Source organism: Paenibacillus jepli, from assembly GCF_047238105.1.
GTDB lineage: Bacteria > Bacillota > Bacilli > Paenibacillales > Paenibacillaceae > Paenibacillus_D.
On sequence record NZ_JBDFMD010000001.1, the window covers coordinates 315,735 to 337,648 of the forward strand.

Annotated in this window: 17 protein-coding genes; 2 read left to right on the forward strand and 15 right to left on the reverse strand. The window is 57.3% G+C overall.

The annotated features are described in order from the left end of the window. Positions 1 to 87: 87 nt before the first annotated feature. On the forward strand, positions 88 to 645 hold the full coding sequence (locus ABC336_RS01495) for a helix-turn-helix domain-containing protein (RefSeq protein ID WP_413236976.1): 558 nt from the start codon (positions 88 to 90) through the stop codon (positions 643 to 645). A gap of 28 nt (positions 646 to 673) precedes the next feature. Here the strand turns inward: ABC336_RS01495 and ABC336_RS01500 are convergent, their stop codons facing one another. The 4 genes from ABC336_RS01500 to ABC336_RS01515 form a co-directional block, all read right to left on the reverse strand. Continuing rightward, positions 674 to 1,471: a DUF2935 domain-containing protein gene (locus ABC336_RS01500; protein ID WP_413236977.1), complete on the reverse strand. Its 798-nt coding sequence runs from the start codon at positions 1,469 to 1,471 to the stop codon at positions 674 to 676. 151 nt (positions 1,472 to 1,622) lie between these two features. Further along, positions 1,623 to 3,938 carry a glycoside hydrolase family 95 protein gene (locus ABC336_RS01505; RefSeq protein ID WP_413236978.1) on the reverse strand — a complete coding sequence of 772 codons (2,316 nt, stop codon included), beginning with the start codon at positions 3,936 to 3,938 and terminating at the stop codon, positions 1,623 to 1,625. A 169-nt stretch (positions 3,939 to 4,107) separates the two neighbouring features. After that, a complete protein-coding gene (locus ABC336_RS01510) occupies positions 4,108 to 6,153 on the reverse strand; it encodes a molybdopterin-containing oxidoreductase family protein (protein ID WP_413236979.1) in 2,046 nt (681 codons plus the stop codon). A gap of 143 nt (positions 6,154 to 6,296) precedes the next feature. Next, positions 6,297 to 7,826: an FAD-dependent oxidoreductase gene (locus ABC336_RS01515; protein ID WP_413236980.1), complete on the reverse strand. Its 1,530-nt coding sequence runs from the start codon at positions 7,824 to 7,826 to the stop codon at positions 6,297 to 6,299. Positions 7,827 to 8,033: 207 nt separating this feature from the next. Between ABC336_RS01515 and ABC336_RS01520 the strand changes: the two genes are divergently transcribed. Continuing rightward, positions 8,034 to 8,438, forward strand: coding sequence for a CBS domain-containing protein (locus tag ABC336_RS01520; protein WP_413236981.1), 405 nt, complete (start codon positions 8,034 to 8,036; stop codon positions 8,436 to 8,438). A 122-nt stretch (positions 8,439 to 8,560) separates the two neighbouring features. Here ABC336_RS01520 and ABC336_RS01525 read toward each other — a convergent pair whose 3' ends face one another. From ABC336_RS01525 to ABC336_RS01575, 11 genes are all read right to left on the reverse strand, one after another. Beyond that, the gene (locus ABC336_RS01525) at positions 8,561 to 9,322 is read right to left on the reverse strand and encodes a pirin family protein (RefSeq protein WP_413236982.1); all 762 of its coding nucleotides are present in this window, start codon (positions 9,320 to 9,322) and stop codon (positions 8,561 to 8,563) included. Between the two features lie 221 nt (positions 9,323 to 9,543). Continuing rightward, positions 9,544 to 11,259: an ABC transporter ATP-binding protein gene (locus ABC336_RS01530; RefSeq protein ID WP_413236983.1), complete on the reverse strand. Its 1,716-nt coding sequence runs from the start codon at positions 11,257 to 11,259 to the stop codon at positions 9,544 to 9,546. A gap of 226 nt (positions 11,260 to 11,485) precedes the next feature. After that, positions 11,486 to 11,674 carry a hypothetical protein gene (locus tag ABC336_RS01535; protein WP_413236984.1) on the reverse strand — a complete coding sequence of 63 codons (189 nt, stop codon included), beginning with the start codon at positions 11,672 to 11,674 and terminating at the stop codon, positions 11,486 to 11,488. A gap of 415 nt (positions 11,675 to 12,089) precedes the next feature. After that, on the reverse strand, positions 12,090 to 12,953 hold the full coding sequence (locus ABC336_RS01540; protein ID WP_413236985.1) for an STM4011 family radical SAM protein: 864 nt from the start codon (positions 12,951 to 12,953) through the stop codon (positions 12,090 to 12,092). After that, entirely contained in the window at positions 12,950 to 14,320 is a 1,371-nt protein-coding gene (locus tag ABC336_RS01545) for an STM4012 family radical SAM protein (protein WP_413236986.1), read from the reverse strand. Before ABC336_RS01545 ends, ABC336_RS01540 begins: the two co-directional genes overlap by 4 nt. A gap of 45 nt (positions 14,321 to 14,365) precedes the next feature. Continuing rightward, positions 14,366 to 15,151 (reverse strand): STM4013/SEN3800 family hydrolase, encoded by a 786-nt coding sequence (locus tag ABC336_RS01550; RefSeq protein WP_413236987.1) that lies wholly within the window; start codon positions 15,149 to 15,151, stop codon positions 14,366 to 14,368. Then, a complete protein-coding gene (locus ABC336_RS01555) occupies positions 15,139 to 16,374 on the reverse strand; it encodes an STM4014 family protein (RefSeq protein ID WP_413242410.1) in 1,236 nt (411 codons plus the stop codon). Before ABC336_RS01555 ends, ABC336_RS01550 begins: the two co-directional genes overlap by 13 nt. 11 nt (positions 16,375 to 16,385) lie before the next feature. Then, positions 16,386 to 17,228, reverse strand: a complete 843-nt coding sequence (locus tag ABC336_RS01560) for an STM4015 family protein (RefSeq protein WP_413236988.1) — start codon at positions 17,226 to 17,228, stop codon at positions 16,386 to 16,388. A gap of 133 nt (positions 17,229 to 17,361) precedes the next feature. Beyond that, entirely contained in the window at positions 17,362 to 18,105 is a 744-nt protein-coding gene (locus ABC336_RS01565) for a GTP pyrophosphokinase (RefSeq protein ID WP_413242411.1), read from the reverse strand. Between the two features lie 223 nt (positions 18,106 to 18,328). Further along, the gene (locus tag ABC336_RS01570) at positions 18,329 to 19,897 is read right to left on the reverse strand and encodes a glycoside hydrolase family 43 protein (protein WP_413236989.1); all 1,569 of its coding nucleotides are present in this window, start codon (positions 19,895 to 19,897) and stop codon (positions 18,329 to 18,331) included. Further along, the gene (locus ABC336_RS01575; protein WP_413236990.1) at positions 19,894 to 21,894 is read right to left on the reverse strand and encodes a YjhG/YagF family D-xylonate dehydratase; all 2,001 of its coding nucleotides are present in this window, start codon (positions 21,892 to 21,894) and stop codon (positions 19,894 to 19,896) included. The genes ABC336_RS01570 and ABC336_RS01575 overlap by 4 nt, the downstream gene beginning before the upstream one ends. Between the last annotated feature and the right edge of the window lie 20 nt (positions 21,895 to 21,914).

Consider the following 21,914-nt stretch of genomic DNA (forward strand, 5'->3'; position numbering starts at 1 on the left):
ATTATTTTCGCCTGGGTTTATTTATGTTACACTTAAAAACAAGGTAAACGGCCTAGTATTCTAAAATGATGTAGGGGTGAGCGAACCATGAGCATCGGCAGCAGAATCCGGCTAATCCGGAAAGAACAAAAACGTACCCAAGAGGAAATCGCCGACTCCTGCGGATTCACGAAAAGTCTACTGTCTAAAATCGAAAACGATCAATCCACCCCGCCGGTATCGACGCTGGTCAAGATTGCAACCGCTCTCGGAGTCAGAGTATCCGACTTGATCGAGGAGGAGAGCAAACAAACGACGGTCTATAACACCAGCGAGCATTACCGGGACCGGAGCAAGTGGATCAAAACCAGCAAAGGCTATTCCTTCTTTGCCTTTGCCAGCGAAAGACGGGACAAGCTGATCCAGCCTTATCTGATTACAGCCAGGAAAGGCGAGGTCAGACAGCACGGCTTCACCCATGAAGGCGAAGAGTTCATCTACATGCTCGAAGGCGAAATGAATTACAAAGTAGGCCCCACGCAGTACACCCTTTATCCGGGAGACTCCATCTACTTCAATTCGCTTGAAGAGCATTTGCTGTACCCGATTACAGATGAAGTGACTTATATCGCGATCTTCACGCAAAAATCAGCCGCCAACGACTAAGCGTCCGATGTCCGGCCCGGCACCCGCGCTAATCTGCCACCCGCGGCTTCGCCGGGTCACACTTCGGGTCGGGCACCATGCCGCTCTGTGCCAGCTTGGTCAGATAATAGCATTCCTCCCGGTACATATGGTCCGGGATAAGCGGCGTGATCCGGTCCAGCGTCTCCGCGCTGAGCTGCATTTCCTCCAGCTCTTGGAGGAAATGCATGAAGACGCGCATCTCCAGGTCGACATCCTTGTGATATTTGCGAAAAGCCGGATAATCCTTGAGACCCGTTCGCATGTATCCTGCCATCTCAACTGCCTTTAAATAAAATGCCTCGAAGTGGTCTTCGAAAGCCCGGCTCTTATTGATCAGCTGCTGTTCAGTCAGATCCAGGTCGCTGCCGATGCCTGCCGCATGGCCGATCGCATCCTGCAGCCACAGCAGATCATGATGCAGCGGATGATACTCCGGGACCCCCTTGCCTTGCAGCAGCGCCTGAAGGATCCGCTGATACTCCTCCAGCTCGTTGACCATATGATTCAGAAAAGACGGTGTGAAGCCAATCCTGACCTTCCCCAATATCAGCCGCTCCAGTAAGCTCAGCTTGAATCCCCGCAAGGCTGTGACGGCTTGCTCTGCCTGTTCATTCAACTCCGCGAGATCGGCTGCCGTCTCCCGCCCGCGCGCCTTGGCCAGCAGATCATCGAACAGCAGCCGAAATTGCCTCGCCTGCGTGACATCCGCCTTCTCCGCCGGCGCCAGCACGCCCTCGATCATCCGGGCGTGATCGCCCATAATCTGCAGCCAGAACCGATGCTCGAACCAGGGTCCTTGATTCATCCCATCCCCTCCATTTCATCCTCAATAGAGCACTATATGTGTAGTATTGGGGAAGTAGAAGAAAGACAAGTGCAGAACCCATCTTGAACTTACTGAGCATAAAAAAACAGCAGCGTGCACCTGGAGGATGCACTGCTGCCGGAAAAGCCGCTTAGTTCTTAGACTGTGAAGCATCTGCCGCCACAAGCTTGGCAGAGCCGCCGCCCATGAGCTGAATCGTCGTGGTGTACCAACCCCCCGCTTCACTGACGCTCGGCGAGTTGCCGGAAGCCTCGCCTGCGAGGTGCTGCAGCGGTACCGAGCGAATCCGGCATTCCCCGTCATGATCGGCCCGGATGTCCAGCCCCGTCAACTGCCCGTCTTGCCAAGATAGGTCAAGCTCGTATCCGCCGCGTGCCCGCAGGCCGCGCACCTCTCCCGTACTCCATGCTGCAGGGAGCGCAGGAAGCACGTGGATATGACCCAGATGACTCTGCACCAGCATCTCTGCCACCGCTGCCGTCGCCCCAAAATTGCCGTCGATCTGGAACGGCGGATGGTTGTCGAACAGGTTGGACAATGTAGAATGCTGGAGGATCTTCGTCAGATGGTCATAGGCTGCCTCGCCGTCCAGCAGCCTGGCATAGAAATTGATAATCCAGGCGCGGCTCCAGCCGGTATGTCCGCCGCCGCTGGAGAGCCGCCGCTCCAGTGTTACACGGGCCGCCTCAGCCAGCTCCGGCGTAGCGCCGGGTGCGATGGCCGATCCCGGATGCAGGGCAAAGAGATGGGAGATGTGGCGATGCCCTGGCTCCAGCTCCTCGTAATCCTCCAGCCACTCCTGGATCTGGCCGTGCCTGCCGATGACCGTCGGCGCCAGCTGTGCCAGCATGCTGCGCAGCTCTTCCCGATAATCCGTATCGGTACCGAGCAGCTCAGACGCAGCGATACAGGCTTCGAACAGTTCAGCGAGGATCTGGTTGTCCATCGCCGGGCCGTAGCACAGTGTCCCGGATTCGCCATTGGGGAGCCGGTACGTATTCTCCGGCGATACCGAAGGCGATGTCACGAGGTAACCGCCCGGCTCCTTGACCAGGAAATCCGCGAAGAACAGCGACGCTTCCCGCATCGTCTCATAAGCTCTTGTCAGGAATCTGCGATCCTGTGTAAACAGATAATGCTCCCACATGTGGAGGGACAGCCAGGCCGCGCTAAGCGTCCAGTAGGTGGCCGGCAGGTAGATATCCTGCGGCGCCGTATCGGCCCACAGATCGGTATTGTGGTGTGCGACGAAGCCCCGGCAGCCATACATCCTCTCGGCCGTGACTCGCCCCGGGACGCGCATCCGCTCCAGATGCTCGAAGAGCGGCTCGTGGCATTCCGACAGATTGCAGGTCTCTGCCAGCCAGTAGTTCATCTGCAAATTAATATTAATTGTAAACTTGCTGCCCCATGGCGGGGTAATATGGTGGTTCCAGATGCCCTGCAGATTGGCCGGCAGCGAACCGGGACGGCTGCTGGCAAGCAGCAGATACCGTCCAAACTGGAAGTACAGTGCCTGCAGCTCCAAGTCCTGTCCGCCCTCCTGGACGCGCTCCAGCCGCTCCGCAGTGTCCAACTCGACTAGCGACACATCTGCTGTTCCCAGCTGCAGACCTACACGATCAAAATATGGCTGATAGTCCGACAGATGCCGCTGCAGCAGCTCGTCATAGGAGAAAGCAGCAGCGGCGTCAAGGGCACTCAGTGCCGCAGCCTTCGAATCTTCATACCGGTACGTCGTCGCTGCGGTCACCAGCAAGGTCACAGCGCTTGCACCATCTACGATCACATGCTCGCCGATCGTCTTCACGCTGCCGCCTTCCGGGATCGCCCGCACCGCGACCATATACTCGTCATCCGCCAGATTGTAGCAGCGACCATGCTGGGCAATCGTATCGTTGCCGAACTTGGATGCATGGTCGGCGAATTGCGCGGCGAACCTCTCCAGCCGGGCATGGAAATTCAACCCCTCAGGCGCGTCTGTTGTCAGACGGACGACAAGGACGTTGTCGGGGTAGCTCGCGAATACTTCGCGCTTGTAGCGGCTGCCCTGCACAGTGAAGGACGTCTCGGTTACTGCCCGCTCCAAATCCAGGGAGCGCCGGTAGTCCTCCGCCTCTCCGTCGAATGCGAAGAACAATAACAGATCAGCGGCAGGATTGTAATGCCGCTGGCTGTTCGGCGTCCCGGAGAACGCGGTCACTGCCAGTTGATGCGCTTCCTTCAGCCTGCCCTCAAACAGCAGCTGCCGCATCTCATCCAGATGCGCCTTGGCGTCCGGATTATTGCGGTCGCGCGGGCCGCCGTGCCAGATCGTATCTTCATTCAATTGGATGCGTTCCTGGGCTGCTCGTCCGAAGACCATGCCGCCCAGTCTGCCATTGCCGACCGGCAGCGCTTCGTCCCAGATGTTGGCCGGATTTTTAAACCAGAGGGTATGATTCATATGGACATCCTTTCAGCTTTTAAATAGTTACCCATGATTTTCAAATTTATCGATAATCTAGCTACTACTATAGCGCTTTCTTTGCAGCTTCACAATCATTTCCTGCCCTATCCCAACGAGGACTGGCGCGGGCGATTTGATGACCTTTCAGATCTGGGAATCACCTTCTTTACAACCGCTGAGCATCAACCCGGCCGGAGAAGAAGGTGGCCCCGCCTCCCATGTCCGAGAGCCGGTCGGGCGTGAGGGTATTGACCAGCCTCTGCGTGCCCGGCGCGTCGGACCACAGTCCCTGACTGACGAGCACGCCCGGCATCACCCGCTCTCCGACGACGGCCTCGAGGATGCAGTCGCGGCGATCATTCCACAGCCTGACCTGATCGCCGGTGATGATGCCGCGAACGGCCGCATCCTCGGTATGCATGTATACGCGGGGACGCTTCTCCAACGCCTGATGCGAAGCATTATTGGAGAACGTCGAGTTCAGGAAGTTGTGATTGGGCCCCGGGATGAACATCAGCGGGTACGGCTCCTCATCAAGCGGCAGCGGCACGTACGTTGGCAGCGGCGGCAGCCCGTCTGCAGCCATCTTCGCGGAGAACAGCTCGATCTTGCCGCTCGGCGTCGGCAGTCTGCCCGGGAACAGCGGCTTGTCGCGCTTGGCCCGCATAACATGCTGTTCTCTGAGCTTCTCATAGGTGACATCCTCAATATACGGATTAGACGCATGATCGAGCGCTGCAGCGATCAATTCCGCGTCACTCGCTTGCAGTTCGGGTTCCTCGTAACCCATCGCCTCCGCCAGCAGCCGGAACACCTCGGTATTGGACTTGGCTTCGCCATGCGGACGGATGACCGGCTGCTGCAGATGGATATAATGATGCCAGTAGGACGTATAAAAATCTGTATTCTCATAGGAAGATGTAGCCGGCAGGACAATATCGGCATAAGCAGCCGTCTCCGTCAGGAAAAGATCGTGGACGACGGTGAACAGATCCTCCCTCGCAAGACCGAGCTTGACCTTCGCCGCTTCAGGCGCGACAACGACGGGGTTGCTGCCGAAGACGAACAAGGAGCGGATCGGCTGCTCTTCATCCAGCAGCTCGCGGCCGATCCGGTTCATGTTGATGACACGGGCGCTGCGGCTCGCCCGCAGGTCCGGCCGCTGCAGCGCGGCCGTATCATGAGCCAGAAAGCCGGAGTTGCCCTTGAGCGCGCCGCCGCCGGGATATTGCCACTGACCGGTAAGCGCCGGCAGGCAGGAGATCGCACGGATGCACATCCCGCCATTGTCATGATGCTGCAGCCCGTTGCCGATCCGGATACACGAAGGTGTCGTCTCCCCATATAACCGGGCCAGCTCACGGATGTCTGCCTCCGGGATGCCTGTAATCTCTGACACGCGCTCAGGCGTATAGGACTTCACGTGTTCGCGCAGTTCTTCGGCACCTACGGTGTAGGTTGCGAGGAAGACTTCGTCGGTCATGCCTCCGGCGAACAGCAGATGCATGATGCCCAGCGCAAGCATCGTATCGGTGCCCGGACGGATCGGTACGAACCAGTCTGCCCAGCGGCCGGTCTGGTTTTTGTGCACGTCGATGACGATCACCTTGGCACCGCGTTTGCGCGCCTGCTCGGCGATCGAGACCTGGTGCATATTGGTGCTGACGGTGTTGATCCCCCACATGATGAACAGCTTCGTCTGATCCATCGTCTCCGGGTCGGTACCCAGGCTCCCGCCCATCGTATACCGGTAACCGGCAGCCCCTGCCGCATTGCAGATCGTCTGATCCAGCAGACTTGCACCCATCCGGTTGAAGAAGCGGCGGTCCATGCCTTCAGCGGTGATGTTGCCCATATTGCCGTAGTAGCTGTAGGGCAAGATGCTATCCGGGCCATGTGCCGCAATCAGTGACTGCCAGCGCTCGGCGATGGTTTCTATCGCTTCCGCCCAGCTGATCCGCTCGAACCGGCGCTCGCCTTTGGCTCCGATCCTGCGCAGCGGGTACTGCAGCCGCCCCGGGTCGTAGAGCCGGTCCGTCATCTTCCGGACCTTGTTGCAGATCGCCCCACGCGTGACCGGGTGGTCCGGATCCCCTTCGATCTTGACGATCCTGCCATCCTGCTTGTGCAGCAGCAGACCGCACTGATCCGGGCAGTCCAGCGAGCAGACCGCAGGCACGACACCATTCTCTTGTTCCAGGTAGCTATTCATGGCGGGTTTCCCTCCTTGCTCATGGTCTTATTTTAAACGATCCGTTGCTTATGGTGCAAAGGTTTACGTTACATATGTCCCGGCACATCAAAAGACGCCTCCCTCCACGGGAAGGCGTCTTCTAAACGTGACTGCTAAGAACCTTACGGGGTCAACAGCTTAAGCGGCTTCTCGGCTGGCCCTTCCATCACTTCGCCCGTGATCGAGAAGCGGGAGCCGTGACAGGGGCAGTCCCAACTGCGCTCGCCGTTATTCCACTCGACCTCGCAGCCCATATGGGTGCACGTGGTATCTACCAGATAGAGCTTGCCCTCCGCATCTCGATAAGCGCCGGCTCGCTTGCCGTTAAACCGGATGACGCTGCCTTCGTCCGGGCTCAGCTCCTCGGCTCGCTTGCTGCCGAAGTCGAGCTTGCCGCTGATCAGCTGCTTGGCGACATCCGCATTATCCTTGATCAGAGAAGCCAGCATTTTGCCTGAGGTGCCGCGGGAAGGCGATAACAGCTCTTCATAAGGATTGGCTCTGCCTAGGATCAGGTCTGTCAGCAGCAGGGCCGCCGCTGTTCCGATCGTCATGCCCCACTTGCGGAAGCCGGTTGCCACATAGATATTCGGATGATTCGAAGTTGCTTGTCCAATATAAGGCAGCTTGTCACCGGTGATCAGATCCTGGGCGGACCAGCGGTAGGCGATCTCATCGAGCTCCAGCGTGTCCTTCGCATAGGACTGGAGTTCCTCGTAATGATTGATCGTGCAGATACCCTGACCTGTCTTATGACTCTGGCCCCCGAGGATGATGAGCTCAGTACCGTCAGACTGCCGAATATTGCGAATCGAGCGCTTGGGGTCCTCGGCTGAGATATACATGCCGCCGGGATACGGCTTGGTGGCCTTAAGGGCCAGTACATAAGAGCGCTCTGCATGCATCCGGGCAAAGTAGAAGCCCAGGCTGTCATGATAAGGAAAATGAGTGGCCTGGATGACATGCTTGGCATCAATCCGGTGCCCGGCGGCCGTCATCACAGCTGGCGACTCGTTATGCTCCAGATCAGATGCAGTAGTCTCTTCATACACCTGGCCGCCAAGCTCAGTGAACGCACGCAGCAATCCTTTCAAATATGCTAAGGGATGGAACTGCGCCTGATGATGCATCACGACGGCACCCAGCGCATCCACATCCAGCGGGATATCATTCACAAAGGATCCCGGAATGCCGAGCTTTTGGTAAGCCTCGTATTCGTCCTGAAGCTTGCTTAACTGCGATTCGCTGTTTGTATAGACATAAGCATCGTGGTTTTCCCATCCGCACTGGATGTCTTCCGTCTCCACTATAGATCTAACAAAGTCAAGCGCTTCCTGCTGCGACTGATAGAAAAGCTTGGCCTTCTCTTCCCCTTCTGAACGGATCAGCTCATCATAGATGAGATCATGCTGCGCCGTTACTTTCGCGGTTGTATGAGCGGTTGTACCGTTCAGCAGCCTGCCTCCATCGATCAATACGACCTTCACACCCTCGCGGGCAAGCAGATAAGCAGCTGTCACACCGGTGATGCCCCCGCCCACGACGACGACATCCGTCTGCAGATCGCGATCCAGCGTACTGAAAGTGGGGATATCGGTCGAAGCCGTCCAATACGATTCCGGGAATTGCGGCAATACTGTTGGGTTGTCCATTTCATGTCACCTCATCACTGGTCTCCAGCATAATGTGCCTCATTGCCGGGAATTTATCCCAAGCAGAGTTTTTTACCCGTTGCACGGCCGGATGACTCAGGGAAAGCTCTTGTCTGCCGCCTGCTTCCCTTCCTTTCCCCTGCTCATTATGTTTTAATAGAGAGTAGGGCCCAATCGGGCGTCTTTTTTCGAAAAGGAGTGGATATCATGCAGATCTCATCTTTTTTGCTGCCCAAAGAAAAGGTCGTCTATGTGCTGGCCTCAGAGTCCATGGCTTCGGCCATGCATAAATTGGAACATCATAATTATACCGCCCTCCCTATCATCGATGACGAGGGCAAGTACATCGGTACGCTCTCCGAAGGTGATCTGCTCTGGAAGATGAAGGCTACGCCCGGACTGACATTCGAAACGATGGAACAGGTGCCGGTGTGCGATATGAGGAAGCGCGTCTTCAACGAATCCGTCGTAATCGACGCGCATATGGAGGATATGCTGACGCTTGCCGCGGACCAGAACTTCGTCCCTGTTACCGACGACAAAGGGGTATTCCTGGGCATTATCCGCCGCAAGGATATCATCGAATATTACACCCGTAATATTACAGATTGAGCGGTTGACAACAGACCGCGCTCCGGCTGATGCCGAAGCGCGGTCTGTTGTGTGTCTACGGAGTGGAGAGTCCTGCTAGTACGAAAACTAACGGTGCGTTGCCCCTTCTCATCGGTGCGTTATTATTTTCTATATAACGCGTACTCAACCTCCAACGGCACTTCGATTAGAAACAGTCTCACTTCCCCTTCTTCCGCCCGTATCTCCAGTTCTCCGCCAGCTTCAGCTTGTACGATAAAAAAGTCTTTGTGCTGGAACGCATATGTTGATTCGTCAACGATCTCCAATGACCCGTTGCCTCTGATAGCAAGGCCGGCCAGCGCCCGGTTCGGCGAAAGCCGATGCGAATAGGTCGCTCCATCTTCAATTGTAATATCCCACATCTGAGCATCTGTCTCGATTTTCATGGGTGATCCGTTTCCTAAGACGTTTTTAATCAAACTCCCATGCCGATGATCGCTGGAGAAGTCGCTGGAATCGTACTGGGAATAGGAAGGCGTTCGTTTCACTGCTTCGATCAGATTGGGCTCCAGCCAGATCTGAAATAGTTCCGACGGTTCTTTGATTGCTTCCGCATGCGACACGCCCGAACCCGTCTGCATCAGCTGGGCGCCACCCTCCTCTACCATGCTTGAAGTTCCCATTGTGTCTCGGTGATGACCGCTGCCCTGGATGACATACGTGATGATCTCAAAGCCTTTATGAGGATGCAATCCAATCTCCGCAGGACCCTCTGCATGAGCCCACGCCCAATAGAATAAAGGTCCGAGCCGGTCGATCACGGAGCCTTCTCCAGAGAAGCCAATTGGTTTCTGTTCGGTGATTTTACCGCCGTCAAACGTACCCTTTGCTTGATCCTGTGGTTTGATTATCCTTGCTTTCATAACGTAGTCCTCCTCGCATGGATTGATGAGTTGCCCTCGGTTGTTCGTAAACTGGTTTCTCCGTTCATACCATTTATCCTTAATTAAGGATAAATATATCCTAACATTAGGATAATTAATTGTCAAACCTAACCCCCTATCTTGCCTTAAGCACGGTGACAATCCAAAGACCGCCTCCCCCTGTTGGGAGAAGCGGTCTGGGTTACGGTTCGCATGAAAGCTCAGGACGTGTATTGTGCGTCATGCAGACGACTGTAGATGCCGCCCGAAGCGACGAGCTCGCGGTGACTGCCCTGCTCGGCGATCCCGTTCTCATCGACCACGATGATCCGGTCGGCGTTCTTGATCGTCGTCAGCCGGTGGGCGATGACCAGTGTCGTACGTCCGATCGCCAGCTCGGCCAGAGACTGCTGGATGAGCGCCTCGGTCTCGGTGTCGAGTGCGGAAGTCGCCTCATCAAGGATGAGGATCGGCGGATTCTTCAGGAACATCCTGGCGATCGACATCCGCTGCTTCTGGCCGCCGGAGAGTTTGACCCCGCGCTCGCCGATGATCGTATCCATCCCCTCCGGCATGCCCGCTATCATATCGGCCAGCGAGGCCCGTCTGGCCGCATCCCAGATCTGCTCATCTGTGGCGTCCAGCTGACCATAGGCGATGTTCTCCCGGATCGAGCCGGAGAACAGGAAGACATCCTGTTGGACGATGCCGATATGCTTGCGCAGCGAATTCAGCTTGATATCACGGATATCCATGCCGTCGATCGTGATCCTGCCTTCGTTCACCTCGTAGAAGCGCGGCAGCAGGCTGCAGATCGTCGTCTTGCCTGCGCCGGACGGTCCGACGAAAGCAACCGTCTCGCCCCTGCGTATCGACAGGTCGATTCCATTTAGGATCGTCCGCCCTTGCTCGTAACCGAAGCTGACGTTCTCGAAGCGGATATCCCCCTGTACCTTCTCTACCGTGACTGCATCCGGACGATCCGCAATATCCGGCTCGGTATCCATGATCTCCACATAGCGGCGGAAGCCCGCGATGCCCTTCGGGTAGCTCTCGATGACGGCATTGATCTTCTCGATCGGCCGGAAGAAGATGTTGGAGAGCAGGATGAAGGCCAGGAAGTCACCCAGTTGGATCCGGCCATCGACGAAGAACCACGCACCAGCTACCAGTACGAAGATCGTCACCAGACGCATCATCATATAGTTGATCGAGATGCTCTTGGCCATGGTTTTGTACGCCATCAATTTTGTTGTGCGGAAGTTCTGGTTGTCTACAGCGAACAGTTCTTTCTCATGCGCTTCGTTAGCGAACGACTGCACGACACGGATGCCGCCGACATTTTCTTCGATACGGGCATTGAAACTGCCGACATTGCCGAACAGCCGCTGGTACGTCTTGGTCATCTTGCCGCCGAAGACGATGATCAGCCAGGCCATGACCGGGATGATGATGAAGGTGATCAGCGCCAGCTCCAGGTTGATGTAGGCCATCAGGGAGAAGGCTCCGATCAGCGTCATAATGGCGATGAATACATCTTCCGGGCCGTGATGCGCCACCTCGCCGATATCGTTCAGATCATTGGTCATGCGGCCAATCAGGTGACCGGTCTTGTAATTGTCGAAGAAGCGGAACGACAGCTTCTGGATATGGCTGAACAGATTGCTCCGCATATCGGTTTCGATATTGATGCCGAGCATGTGACCCCAATACGTGACCACGTAATTAAGAACCATATTCAATGTATAAATCGCCAACAGTCCCACACAAGCCCAGATAATCATCGACATATCTCCGCTTGGAAGCAAATCCTCAGTGAAGGACCTCACCGCCAGCGGAAATGCCAATTCCAGCAAACCGGCAATAATCGCACAAGAAAAATCGAGGAAAAACAACCCTTTATAGGGCTTGTAATACGCAAAAAAGCGACGCAACACGAATAATCACTCTCCACATCTGTCAGCCGGTTCGGCTCTCTACTTTAGCATCATTTATGTATACAAATGTATGGTGAACTTGTCACAAAGTCAAGGGATTTTTGAGAATGATAATTCTTCTCATTTATATTTTCGGATATAGACAACATCTTTCAGATGAAGCGACGCGCTCCAAATGCTTTCACCCAGCGTTTGGAGCACGCTTAATATTTACGTGTCTGTGCGCTTACTGCTGCTGCCCCGCCCGCACCCGGATGACGCCGAGCTCATTGCTGTTAATGGCAAAGGCATTGCCTCCCTGCCCGACTGTCGCCCGGGCGCTTTGCTTGGCCCGGAAGCGTGTGTTGCTGCTGTCCGAACCGACAATGTTGGTTTGAAGACTATGCTTTCCGCCGCGTTTTCTTTGCTTTGCCATACCTCTCATCCTCTTCCCACTTTTTTTGTATTACCTTGCCGCTGTTTTCATTTTTGTTTGTAGATCTGTACATTGACCGCATTGCTGGCCAGCACATTGCCCGTCTGCGCTTTGGCATTTGCGAGCTGCTGGATCTTGAGTACGATATACAAGTTTTTACCCGCCTTCACCTTGTACGTTTTGATCCGTGAACGTCGGATGGCCGCTCACTCCTTCGCCGTTTGGTTCTTACAGGGTATGTCCCGTCATGTCGGCCCGTCCCGGCAGATCGACAATGGCGACAGCGGAATCTCCGGACAGCAAGGAACCGCATGCAACAAGCTGCATGCGGTCAGACGACAGCAGACACAATAAAACACAACTGTATTGAATCGAACACGAATTTCCGGTCTCAGCTAAGCGCGCCGGTTCCACCTCACACCCGCACTCCGGCCGCGATCCGCTCCAGCGCCCGCGAGCCATACAGCCCGTCCGGCAGCGCACCGGGCAGATGGATATACCCGATGTAGCAGTCGCAGCTCTGCATCCGGCACAGCCGGGGCGATGCCAGCTTCTCCAGCCCATCCCGGTACAAATGGCCGATCACCTGCCGGTCCTTGTAGCATCGCTTGACGCGGCCGTCGCCCTGCACGTAGAACACCTCATCGCCTGCTCGGCAGTATTGATCCTTGCTATCGTAATCCTGCAAATTGTACATGAATAACGGATCAAGCTTGCTAAGCCATTCAGTTTCCTCGGGAGTGTAATAGTCCGGCTTGTCCTTGAACGCATTGATCCACATGTACACCTGATCAGGCAGCGCACTGCGCATCGAAGCGATCGCGCCGAACGCCTCGCGCACCCCTACCGTCCCTACGCTAAAAGGAATGCCACGCTCGATCAGCTCGCTGCAGCGCGCCAGAAACGCGGACTCTGTCACCTCGCCGGGATGATAGGTAGCCCAGATCGACAGCTTGCCGGGCGTGAGCTGCTCCGTCCAGCCGAGCTTGGCCGACAGATTGGTCTGGATCGCGATTCGCTGGGTATGCTGCATCCGGCTGAGGCGGACGATCCCCTCCCGGTACCAGCGGTGGATCAGCGCTTCGCCGTACGGGTTGAAGAAGATAGATAGCATGTGGCCTGCGGCTGCCTGCTCGCCGGTCCAGTCGATAAACGTCTCCAACTGCTCCCTGTCCCGGGACAGGACAACGGCATCATCCACCCGTTTGCTGAACGGACAGTAGGGACAGCCGTAATTGCAGGAAGCCAGCTTGCCCCGATAGTATAAGGTCGCTCTCATCGCAGCTCATACGCCTCCATCCGCTCCCTGACATCGGATGAGATGAGCCAATCGCCTATCGCATCGGAGTAGGCCATGCCTTCTTCAGTCAGACGGTAGACCCCGCCCTCCACCCTGGCAAGACCGGTGTGCAGCAGCATCTCCAGCTCGGCATGGGTCTGCAGCGCCTCGCTGCCAAAACGCTCGTGATAGCCAGCGAGCTCCAACCCCTCTGCATGCAGTATTGCCTTCAAGATATACCGGCGTCTCTGCTCGGCTGGTGTGAGTACGATGCCGTATTCAGCAAATCGGTGATCCTCTGCATGGACATAATCTGCGATAATGCTTGCCGTGGCCCGGCGGCTGACACCATACGGCGAAGCATAATGGACTTCGCGGGTGTAGGAGCGGGCTCCGCAGCCAAGGCCCACCATCCCCTCCTCCTGGCAGCCATACGGCAGCAGGACCTTCCCTCCGCCCGCATCCGGTCTGGCAAAACGGCGCATCGAGTACTGGACATAACCGGCAGAGCGCAGCCTGTCCCTGGCCGCTTCATAGCAAGCCATCCGGATATCGTCGCCGCCCCGCTCCACGTCGCCGGGTTTGACGATCGTATGCTCTCTTGTATAAAGCGGGTAGATGAAAAGCTCCTGCGGCTCATAGGAGATCGCCCTCTCCAGCGAGTAGAGCCATGATTGCAGCGTCTGCTCCGGCAGTCCGTAGATGAGATCGAGGTTAAGGATAGGGAAGCGGTACGCTTGCAGCAGCGTTAGCGCTCGCTCGACCTCGGCCGGCTTCTGCGGGCGATAGACAGCGTTAGCCTCCGCCTCGACAAAGCTCTGGATGCCCATGCTGACACGGTCCACCCGATGGGAGCGGAGAACATCCAGCCGTTCCTTCGTCACCGTATCCGGCGATGTCTCAACCGAGATCGAGGCTTGCTCCGGATCGAGCCCCATGACGTCTTCGGCGATGGAGAACAACCGGGCCAGCTGATCCGGCGCCAGCAGCGTCGGCGTGCCGCCGCCGATCGCGAAACGGGCAAACGGCTTGCTGCAGGTGAACGGCGCCCACTGGCGAGCCTGACGCTCGAGGGCATCGATATACTGTTCGTGTACCGAGCTTCTGGCGTCCGGCAGCGTGAATAGATTGCAAAAGCCGCATCTGGCGGCGCAAAAAGGAACGTGCATGTACAGGAAGTAAGTATCGGCGGGCTCAGCTGCCCACAAGGACTCCAACGGCAGGGGCGGCTCCAGCTGGCGGTAAGCGGTCTTGTGGGGATACGAATACAAATAGGACCGGTAAGGATCGGCTTGCAGCTTCTCCTTCCAGCCGGTCATAAACGTCCTCGATTCAGAAGCCGCGCTGCTGTTCGCGTTTGATCTCATGCGGCATGCACAGCCTTTCTGTATAGATATAGAGGTTCACAATATTTATAAAATGAATTCGCGGTAAGGGACCTCCCATACCACCTCATGGGCCAGCCGATGCCCCTGGTAGCCGTCTTCGCCATAGGCCGTCCCGTGATCGGAGAACACCATGCAGAATACCGGCCGCTGCCGCTGCCGCAGTCTGGCGAACAACCGTCCCAGCTCCCCGTCTACATATCGCAGCGCAGCGCGTTGGGTGTCCACGGAATCCTGCTTGGCTCCAGGGACAAAATAATGGTTGGGGCCGTGGATCGCCGACACGTTGAGGAATAAAAACAGCTTTTGATCTTCCTCCGTGCGGTCCAGCAGCCTGATCGCATGATTGACCTGATGCTCCGTCGAGCGGGGATTGGTCACGCCAAAGGTCATCCGCCAGTAGCTCTCCTGGAAATAACCGGGAAGCACCTTGGCGAGCGCCACTTTTTTGGTGAAAAAGATCACCCCGCCGATACAAATCGTCCGGTAGCCCTCCTGCTGCAAGCCAGAGACCATATCCGGCGTATCAAATAGCCAAGTATCGGGGTGTGTCTTCAGCCCGGTATGCTTGGAATGAAAAAGCCGGATATGCGTAGACTTGTCCGTCGTCGCAGGCGTCGGCAGGAAGCCGCCAAAAAACGCATGATGCGCGGCATAGGTGAAGCTCCCCGGCGTATGCCGCTTCTCCCAGCCCCCACTGCCGCACAGATGGGGACAATGGGCTTCCTCCAGCACTGCCGCATCATAACGAAGCGTATCCAGCGTAATCATCAGCAGATCGTGCCTGCCGACGATCTGATTCATGTCGGGCATGCCCCGCTCTCCCCTCTCGCCGCTAACTGATCTCTATAGCAGAGCAGCTGCCATTCGTACGGGTCTGCACCTTGATGAAACACGCGGTATAGCAGATCGCCGAACGGATTGACCTCGAGCACATACACCTTCTCTGACCGGCTGACCAGCACATCGATGCCAGCCGACCGTACGCCGGGATAGAGGCTGAGCGCCCGCTCGGCGCAGCGTGCCACCTCAAGGCGGGCCGCTTCCGCCAGCTCCAGCTCATCCAGACTCATCCGCTGGTTGCGCAGGTGCAGATTGGTAATCGGCGTCCGGCTTACCCTGGCGATGCTGTGGCAAGCTCTGCCTTCAACGACGAGCTGGCGGATGTCATATACGCCATCGCCCGCCGCCGCTTTGGCAATCCATTGCTCTGCGTGGGCGCCGTGGCGCAGCAGCCAGTTGATCAGCTGGCGAATCAGACGGGGCTCTGTATATCGTCTCAGCTTGCTCGAGTTGTAATAGATTGGCGGGCGCGTCACATAGTTCTCGACTGCGAGCGTCGTCATCACGATCTCGGCGCCACTGACCGGATTCACCTGGTAGGCAAGCACACCGCTCGCTCCCGAGCCGCATGCCAGCTTGAGGAAGATCCGGTGCATCCGCGCATGGATCATCGTCTCGCGGACGCCCTCATAGCTTATCAACGCATCGGGCGGCGCCAGACGGGGCGGGACCAGCGTGCCTCCCGCCGCCAGCAGCTCGTGACTGCGGCGCTTGTCGAACATCGCGACTACAGCTGCAGGCGGGTGTACCCAATCAGCGTGCGGCCAGAGTGCGGCAGCTTCCTGCTCCAGGCGGGCCAGCAGCCGTGCGAATCCTCGGAACCACTGGGAGGGGTGCACGATCTGTCCCCGCTGCTCCTCCAGCTGTGCCGCTGCAGCTGCCGAGAGCGGTTGTGCCACAGAGCCGCCTTCCCGAGTACTCCCGCTCCACAGCAGCCGGTCCGCTTCTGGATCCGCCACCGCATCTGGAGCTCCGAGGGCGATCAGCCCGCGCTCCACTGTGAACAGCTCACCGGGTGAGTCAAGCCGCAGGAGCGATGGCGACACGCCGCGCTCAGCCAACTCGGTCAATGACAGCTTCCCGCTTAGCAGCTCCTCATAGGAAGCTAACGCTGCCGGTGCCAGCCCCAGCTTCCGCCGCGCGGCCTGCAGTGCCTCGGTACGGCGGTTGCCATGATTGCCGATCAGCAGCATCGATCTCACGGTTATTCGGTAATGGAAGGAAAACGGTAGTCTCCGTCTTCATCTTCCTGCTTGTCCGAGACATCGACATTCATCCCGGTCGCCTGCCAACGCTGGATCATCTCATCCGACATGTAATGGTACTTCAAGTCCAGCTTGTCCAATCGGCGAACACCGGCGCTGCCGATCAGCGCTTCGGCGCCTTTGTCCGTCAACGCGCCGAGTGACAGATCGAGCGTCTGCAGCTGGAGCAGGACCGGCGCATCCGAGATGGCGATAGCGATATCATCCTGGATCTCGCTGTTCTTGAGCCCGAGGTATGTCAGCTCGGGGAAGCGGCCGGTCTCCATAAATGGCAGGACGTCGTCCAATCCTCCGTCGAATCCGTAGTCATCCACGCCAAGATATAGCTCCAGCTTGCGCAGGTTGGGCAGCCGGCCGGCAGCGATCTGACCGATCGCCGCACTGCTGAGACCGCCGGTGATGACGATCAGCTCCTCCAGTTTGTCATGGACGAGCGGCTCGAAGGAAAGTTCCGTACCGCCCTGGACGGTGAACGACTGCAGCTCCGGAAAGGCTTCCAGCAGCGGCGCCATATTGGATTGCATAATCCAGGAGATCTCGCATTCTTCAAAGCTCATATCCCCGATAAACAGCTTGCGCAGCGACGGAAACGCATCTTTAAACCGCACCAACGTCTCGACAACAATGCTCGAATCATTCTCATAGGCGCCGCCCCAATCACCGATGATCAAGCTGGTCAGATTGCGGCTCTCAGGCGAACCAGCGAGCTCCTCCAGCTTGTCAGCCATCGAAACGCCTGCTTCATACTCATCATAAGGTATGGATAGTTTGATCTCCGACATCCCCGCCGCCTCCTGAGGTTATTCAAAATTCCTTACACTCTAATGGTAATCATTGTTAGTCCAAGATTCGACAGTCTGTACACCTAATATTTTCACTGGAAGATGTGGCGCGAGTAGGACGATAGGCCTGCTTTCAACCCTTGCCGTCAGTCAGGAGCTCCAGCAGCGCCGCTGGCAGCGTGAACTGCTGTTTATTGATAATGATCTGCTTCAGCTCATCCTCTTTGATAATCTCATGAGCTTCCTTGATCACTTCGACCTCTTTGTGCAGCCGCTCCATCTTCAAGTCGAGCTTGGCGGCCGAGTCGGCAGCTTCCTTTAATTCAGCGAGCAGGGAAGGCGGTACGGATGCATTGTATTTGTAATAAATCTTGTGTTCGAGGCTGGCCCAGAAATCCATGGCAATTGTCCGAATCTGGATTTCGATACATACTCTCTCCTGACGATCGGACATGAACACCGGCACCTCGACCAGCATATGCATGCTTTGATAGCCATTGGGCTTCGGATTCTGGATATAGTCCTTGGTCTCGAGAATGATCAGATCGTGCTGGCTCTTCAGCATGTCGTGGATGCGGTAAATATCGGAGATGAACGAGCAGGTGATGCGGAAGCCGGCGATATCTTTGATGTTCTCCTTAATGCTAGGCAGCGAGATATCGAATCCTTTGCGATACAGCTTCTTGATAATGCTCTCCGGCGACTTCACCCGGCTCTTCGTATGCTCGATCGGATTATAGTCGTGCAGCAGATGAAATTCTTCCTTAAGAATCTCTACACGGGTTTCCATAGCATCAAGTGCGAACTTGTACATCATCATAAAACGAGTCAATTCGTTGCGTATCGTCTTGAGCTGCTCCATCTGCAATCCATTCATCATCATGATTGTCCCATCCTAACCTGGATCTTAGTAGTAAGGCGATTGTCTTAGAAGGCCGGCCGATGCCGGCGATCACGCTTCTTATTCAAGCTTAATATAAACATAGGGTAGAATCAAATGTACGTCTGGTCAGGGCTCAATGCAAAAGGCAGCAGTGCGCCTCCTGCGCTCTGCCGCCTTTGCTCTGTGAGGATGAATTAGGATGCTGCACGCTGCACATTCACAGCTCGGTATAACGGAAATAATCGAAATCGGCGTGCAAACGCGTGCCGCTCGTGTCCTGCACGCAGACGCCGATATAATTGCCCGTAAAGCGGATATATTCCGCCTCATCGCTAAGATGGCTGACATCCAGCTCCGGACCGATGGCCGACCAGTCAGCCGCTCCGTCCTCCGCATAATAGAATTGCGCGAGATGACGCCGGATCACGACTTTCAACCGGCAAGCGCCCTGCTCGGAAAGGGAAACCTCCCGATCCATCACTTCCTCGCAATTGCCATTCACCGAGTGGAAGATGTTCAGGCACCGCCCCAGCTCGTCATCCCTGCTGATCCGCAGGTAGACATAGTCCTTGGTATCATAGTACAGGATCAGACCAGCCATCTGAGGGTAATGCGCCGGAGCGAAGTCCACCTTCGTCTCCGCTTCGCAATACATCGATTGCTGCCTGCGGGCAACGATGCTCTGCCGGTTGATGGAGATCGGCGATTCTTGTCCGTACAGCCGCAGATGTCCGGGGCGTTCGGTCAGCGACAGCCAGTCGGGAGAGGCCGGGATCCGCAGCGTATTCCACTGGAGTCCCAGCTCCGGTCGGTCGAAATCATCGGTATCCGGCTGCTCCGGAAACGGATGGAGCGGCAGCTGAGGCGGCTGCACTTCAACCTGCGGCGATGCGCCCTCGCCGTCCACGCGCAGCCAGCCGTCTTCTGTCCAATGGCAGCGCTGGATGGCCGTCTCTCTGCCGAGCATGCAGAGATTGTCCTTGACCGGGCGCCCAACCAGGTGAACCATGTACCACTCGCCGGTCTGCGTCTCCACCAGATCGGCATGACCGGCCTTTTGCAGCGCCAGCTCCGGCTTGCCCGAGGAGGTCAGGACCGGACCCTCGGGATCGACCTCGTACGGACCTTCGATGCTTCGCGAGCGTGCCATCGTCACCTGATGGTCATAACGGGTGCCGCCCTCAGCGGTCAGCAGATAGTAATATCCGTTCCGTTTGTAGATATGCGGCCCTTCCGTCAGTCCGCTCTTCGTGCCGCTGAAGATGTTGCGTACGGGGCCGACGAGCTTACCCTCCTCGGGGGAGTATTCCTGCAGCAGGATGCCGCCGAACGGATGGTTGCCCTGGCGATGGTCCCACCTCATATTGAGGATCCACTTGCGGCCGTCCTCATCATGGAACAGAGACGGGTCAAAGCCGCTGCTGTTCAAGTAAATCGGCTCGGACCAAGGACCCATGATGTCGCTGGCCGTCACCAGATAATTATGGGTATCCTTGAATTTGCCCATGCGGCTCTTCACGTCGGTATAGATCAAGTAGAATGTGCCGTCGTGGTAGCTCAGACAAGGCGCCCATACGCCGCCTGAGTCGATCGTGCCCGCCAGATGGATAAGGGAGCTGCGTGTAAGCGCGTACGTCAACGGCCGCCAGTTGACCAGATCCTTGGAATGATGGATCAGCACACCGGGATACCATTCGAAAGTTGAGGTGGCTATATAATAATCGTCGTTCACGCGAACAATCGATGGATCGGGGTGAAACCCCCGCAAGATCGGGTTTTGAATCATGTCCGTGTCACTCCTCCCGGCTCTGATAGGCCGCTCATTATCGTCTGTCCCTCGGGGGTACGCATCCCAGCTTCCAACAACCTGACGATCCGGTCCACATCGTATACGCAGCCTCTCCAGGTGCCGCCGCTCGCGGCCTGCAGCGCGGCCCAGAGCCTCGTATCGTCCGGCAGCTCTGGATCCTTGGCCAGGCCCGGATGGGGCGTTCGCAAGGCGAGCTCCAGACTCCCTTGCGCAGCGTCAGCCGGCTGATCTCCGCTGCCGACCATATCGACGCGGCCCTCCAGCTTCAGCAGATCGATTCGGATATCGATCCAATCGCCGTCTCGGAGCTTACCCACCGGACCGCCAGCCAGCGCTTCGGGACCGATGTGGCCGATACAGGCGCCTGTCGAAACGCCAGAGAATCGAGCGTCGGTCAGCAACGATACTTGTTTGCCATAGGATAGATGCTTGAGTGCGGATGTCAGCTGATACGTCTCCTCCATCCCTGTACCGGACGGTCCGCGTCCGATCAGCACCAGGACATCTCCGGCAGCGATGCCTTTCGTTTTGATTGCACGTATCGCGTCTTTCTCGGTGGTGAATATCTTCGCTCTCCCGATATGACGGTACACGCCGTCCTCGCCCACCATCGAGGGATCGATCGCTGTAGATTTGATGACCGAGCCCTCGGGTGAGATATTGCCTACCGGGAAGGTGACCGTAGAAGTCAATCCGGCCTGGCGTGCGCGCTCCGGACTATAGATGATCCGGTCGGGATCAATGCCTTCCTGCTCCTCCAGATGCTTGCGCATCCGATGGCGCCGCTCGGAGCTCTCCCACCAGTCCAGCGTCTCGCCGATCGTATGGCCTGTCACCGTAAGCGCTGTCTCTTCCAGCACCCCCAGCCGCCTCATATGCAGCATAACCTCCGGGACGCCTCCCGCCAGAAAAGCCCTAACGGTAGGATGCGGCTCCGGCCCGTTCGGCAGGACGCTCACCAGGCGCGGTACCTGACGGTTGACCTCTGCCCAGTCCGCCACGGTGGGCATCTTCCTGCCTGCCGCATGGGCGATGGCGGGAATATGCAGCAGCAGATTGGTCGAGCCGCCAAATGCGGCATGTACGGCCATCGCATTGCGGATCGCCTGATCGGTAATGATCTGCCCGGTCGTCAGCCCGCTCTTTGACATCTGCATCGCCGCTCGCGCGGATTGCCGCGCCATCTCCTCCCAGACCGGCTGACCGGAGGGCGCCAGCGCGGCATGCGGCACTGTCATCCCCAGCGCTTCCGCTACGACCTGGGCTGTGCCTGCCGTACCGAGGAACTGACAGCCGCCGCCCGGCGTCGCGCAAGCCCGGCACCCCAGATCCGCAGCTTCTTCCAGGGACAGCTCCCCGTTCGTATAACGCGCGCCGATCGTCTGGATCTTGCCGGCATCCTCGCCATTCGTCGGCGGCAGCGTCACGCCGCCGGGAACGATAACACCAGGCAGTCCTGTCATCCCCGCCAGCGCGATCATCATCGCCGGCAGCCCTTTGTCGCAAGTGCCCACGCCCAGGACAGCCGAACGCAGGGGCAGCGAGCGGATGAGCCGCCGCAGCACCATCGCGGCGTCATTGCGGTAAGGCAGCGAGTCGAACATTCCCGGCGTTCCCTGGGAGCGCCCGTCGCACGGATCGCTGACGAAGCCTGCGAACGGGATGCCGCCACTGCTGCTGATCTCCTCCGCTGCGGCTTTCATGAGCAGACCGACTTCCCAATGACCCGTATGGTAGCCGAGCGCGATGGGACGGCCGTCCTCGTCGCGGATGCCGCCTTGCGTGCCCAGGATCAGCACTTGCTCTCCCAGCAGCTTGCCGGGGTCCCAGCCCATGCCTACATTTTGCGACAGCCCGAATAGATCGCCGCTCGGGGCGTTCGTGAGCATCTCCGGGGTGAGCGGCAGCGAGCCGCTCGGCCCTGGCGCATGGGTATAGATATTAAAATAGTCTTGCTTTTCAGGTTCACCCATTATCTTTGTCCATCCAGCAT

Excerpts from the sequence above, each read along its gene's own strand:
- ABC336_RS01505 (WP_413236978.1), bottom strand. The coding sequence starts at position 3,938 with ATGAATCATACCCTCTGGTTTAAAAATCCGGCCAACATCTGGGACGAA.
- ABC336_RS01550 (WP_413236987.1), bottom strand. The coding sequence starts at position 15,151 with ATGCCCGACATGAATCAGATCGTCGGCAGGCACGATCTGCTGATGATT.
- ABC336_RS01500 (WP_413236977.1), bottom strand. The coding sequence starts at position 1,471 with ATGAATCAAGGACCCTGGTTCGAGCATCGGTTCTGGCTGCAGATTATG.
- ABC336_RS01525 (WP_413236982.1), bottom strand. The coding sequence starts at position 9,322 with ATGAAAGCAAGGATAATCAAACCACAGGATCAAGCAAAGGGTACGTTT.
- ABC336_RS01555 (WP_413242410.1), bottom strand. The coding sequence starts at position 16,374 with ATGCTGCTGATCGGCAATCATGGCAACCGCCGTACCGAGGCACTGCAG.
- ABC336_RS01575 (WP_413236990.1), bottom strand. The coding sequence starts at position 21,894 with ATGGGTGAACCTGAAAAGCAAGACTATTTTAATATCTATACCCATGCG.
- ABC336_RS01565 (WP_413242411.1), bottom strand. The coding sequence starts at position 18,105 with ATGAATGGATTGCAGATGGAGCAGCTCAAGACGATACGCAACGAATTG.
- ABC336_RS01540 (WP_413236985.1), bottom strand. The coding sequence starts at position 12,953 with ATGAGAGCGACCTTATACTATCGGGGCAAGCTGGCTTCCTGCAATTAC.
- ABC336_RS01560 (WP_413236988.1), bottom strand. The coding sequence starts at position 17,228 with ATGTCGGAGATCAAACTATCCATACCTTATGATGAGTATGAAGCAGGC.
- ABC336_RS01510 (WP_413236979.1), bottom strand. The coding sequence starts at position 6,153 with ATGAATAGCTACCTGGAACAAGAGAATGGTGTCGTGCCTGCGGTCTGC.
- ABC336_RS01545 (WP_413236986.1), bottom strand. The coding sequence starts at position 14,320 with ATGAGATCAAACGCGAACAGCAGCGCGGCTTCTGAATCGAGGACGTTT.
- ABC336_RS01495 (WP_413236976.1), top strand. The coding sequence starts at position 88 with ATGAGCATCGGCAGCAGAATCCGGCTAATCCGGAAAGAACAAAAACGT.
- ABC336_RS01570 (WP_413236989.1), bottom strand. The coding sequence starts at position 19,897 with ATGATTCAAAACCCGATCTTGCGGGGGTTTCACCCCGATCCATCGATT.
- ABC336_RS01515 (WP_413236980.1), bottom strand. The coding sequence starts at position 7,826 with ATGGACAACCCAACAGTATTGCCGCAATTCCCGGAATCGTATTGGACG.
- ABC336_RS01520 (WP_413236981.1), top strand. The coding sequence starts at position 8,034 with ATGCAGATCTCATCTTTTTTGCTGCCCAAAGAAAAGGTCGTCTATGTG.
- ABC336_RS01535 (WP_413236984.1), bottom strand. The coding sequence starts at position 11,674 with ATGGCAAAGCAAAGAAAACGCGGCGGAAAGCATAGTCTTCAAACCAAC.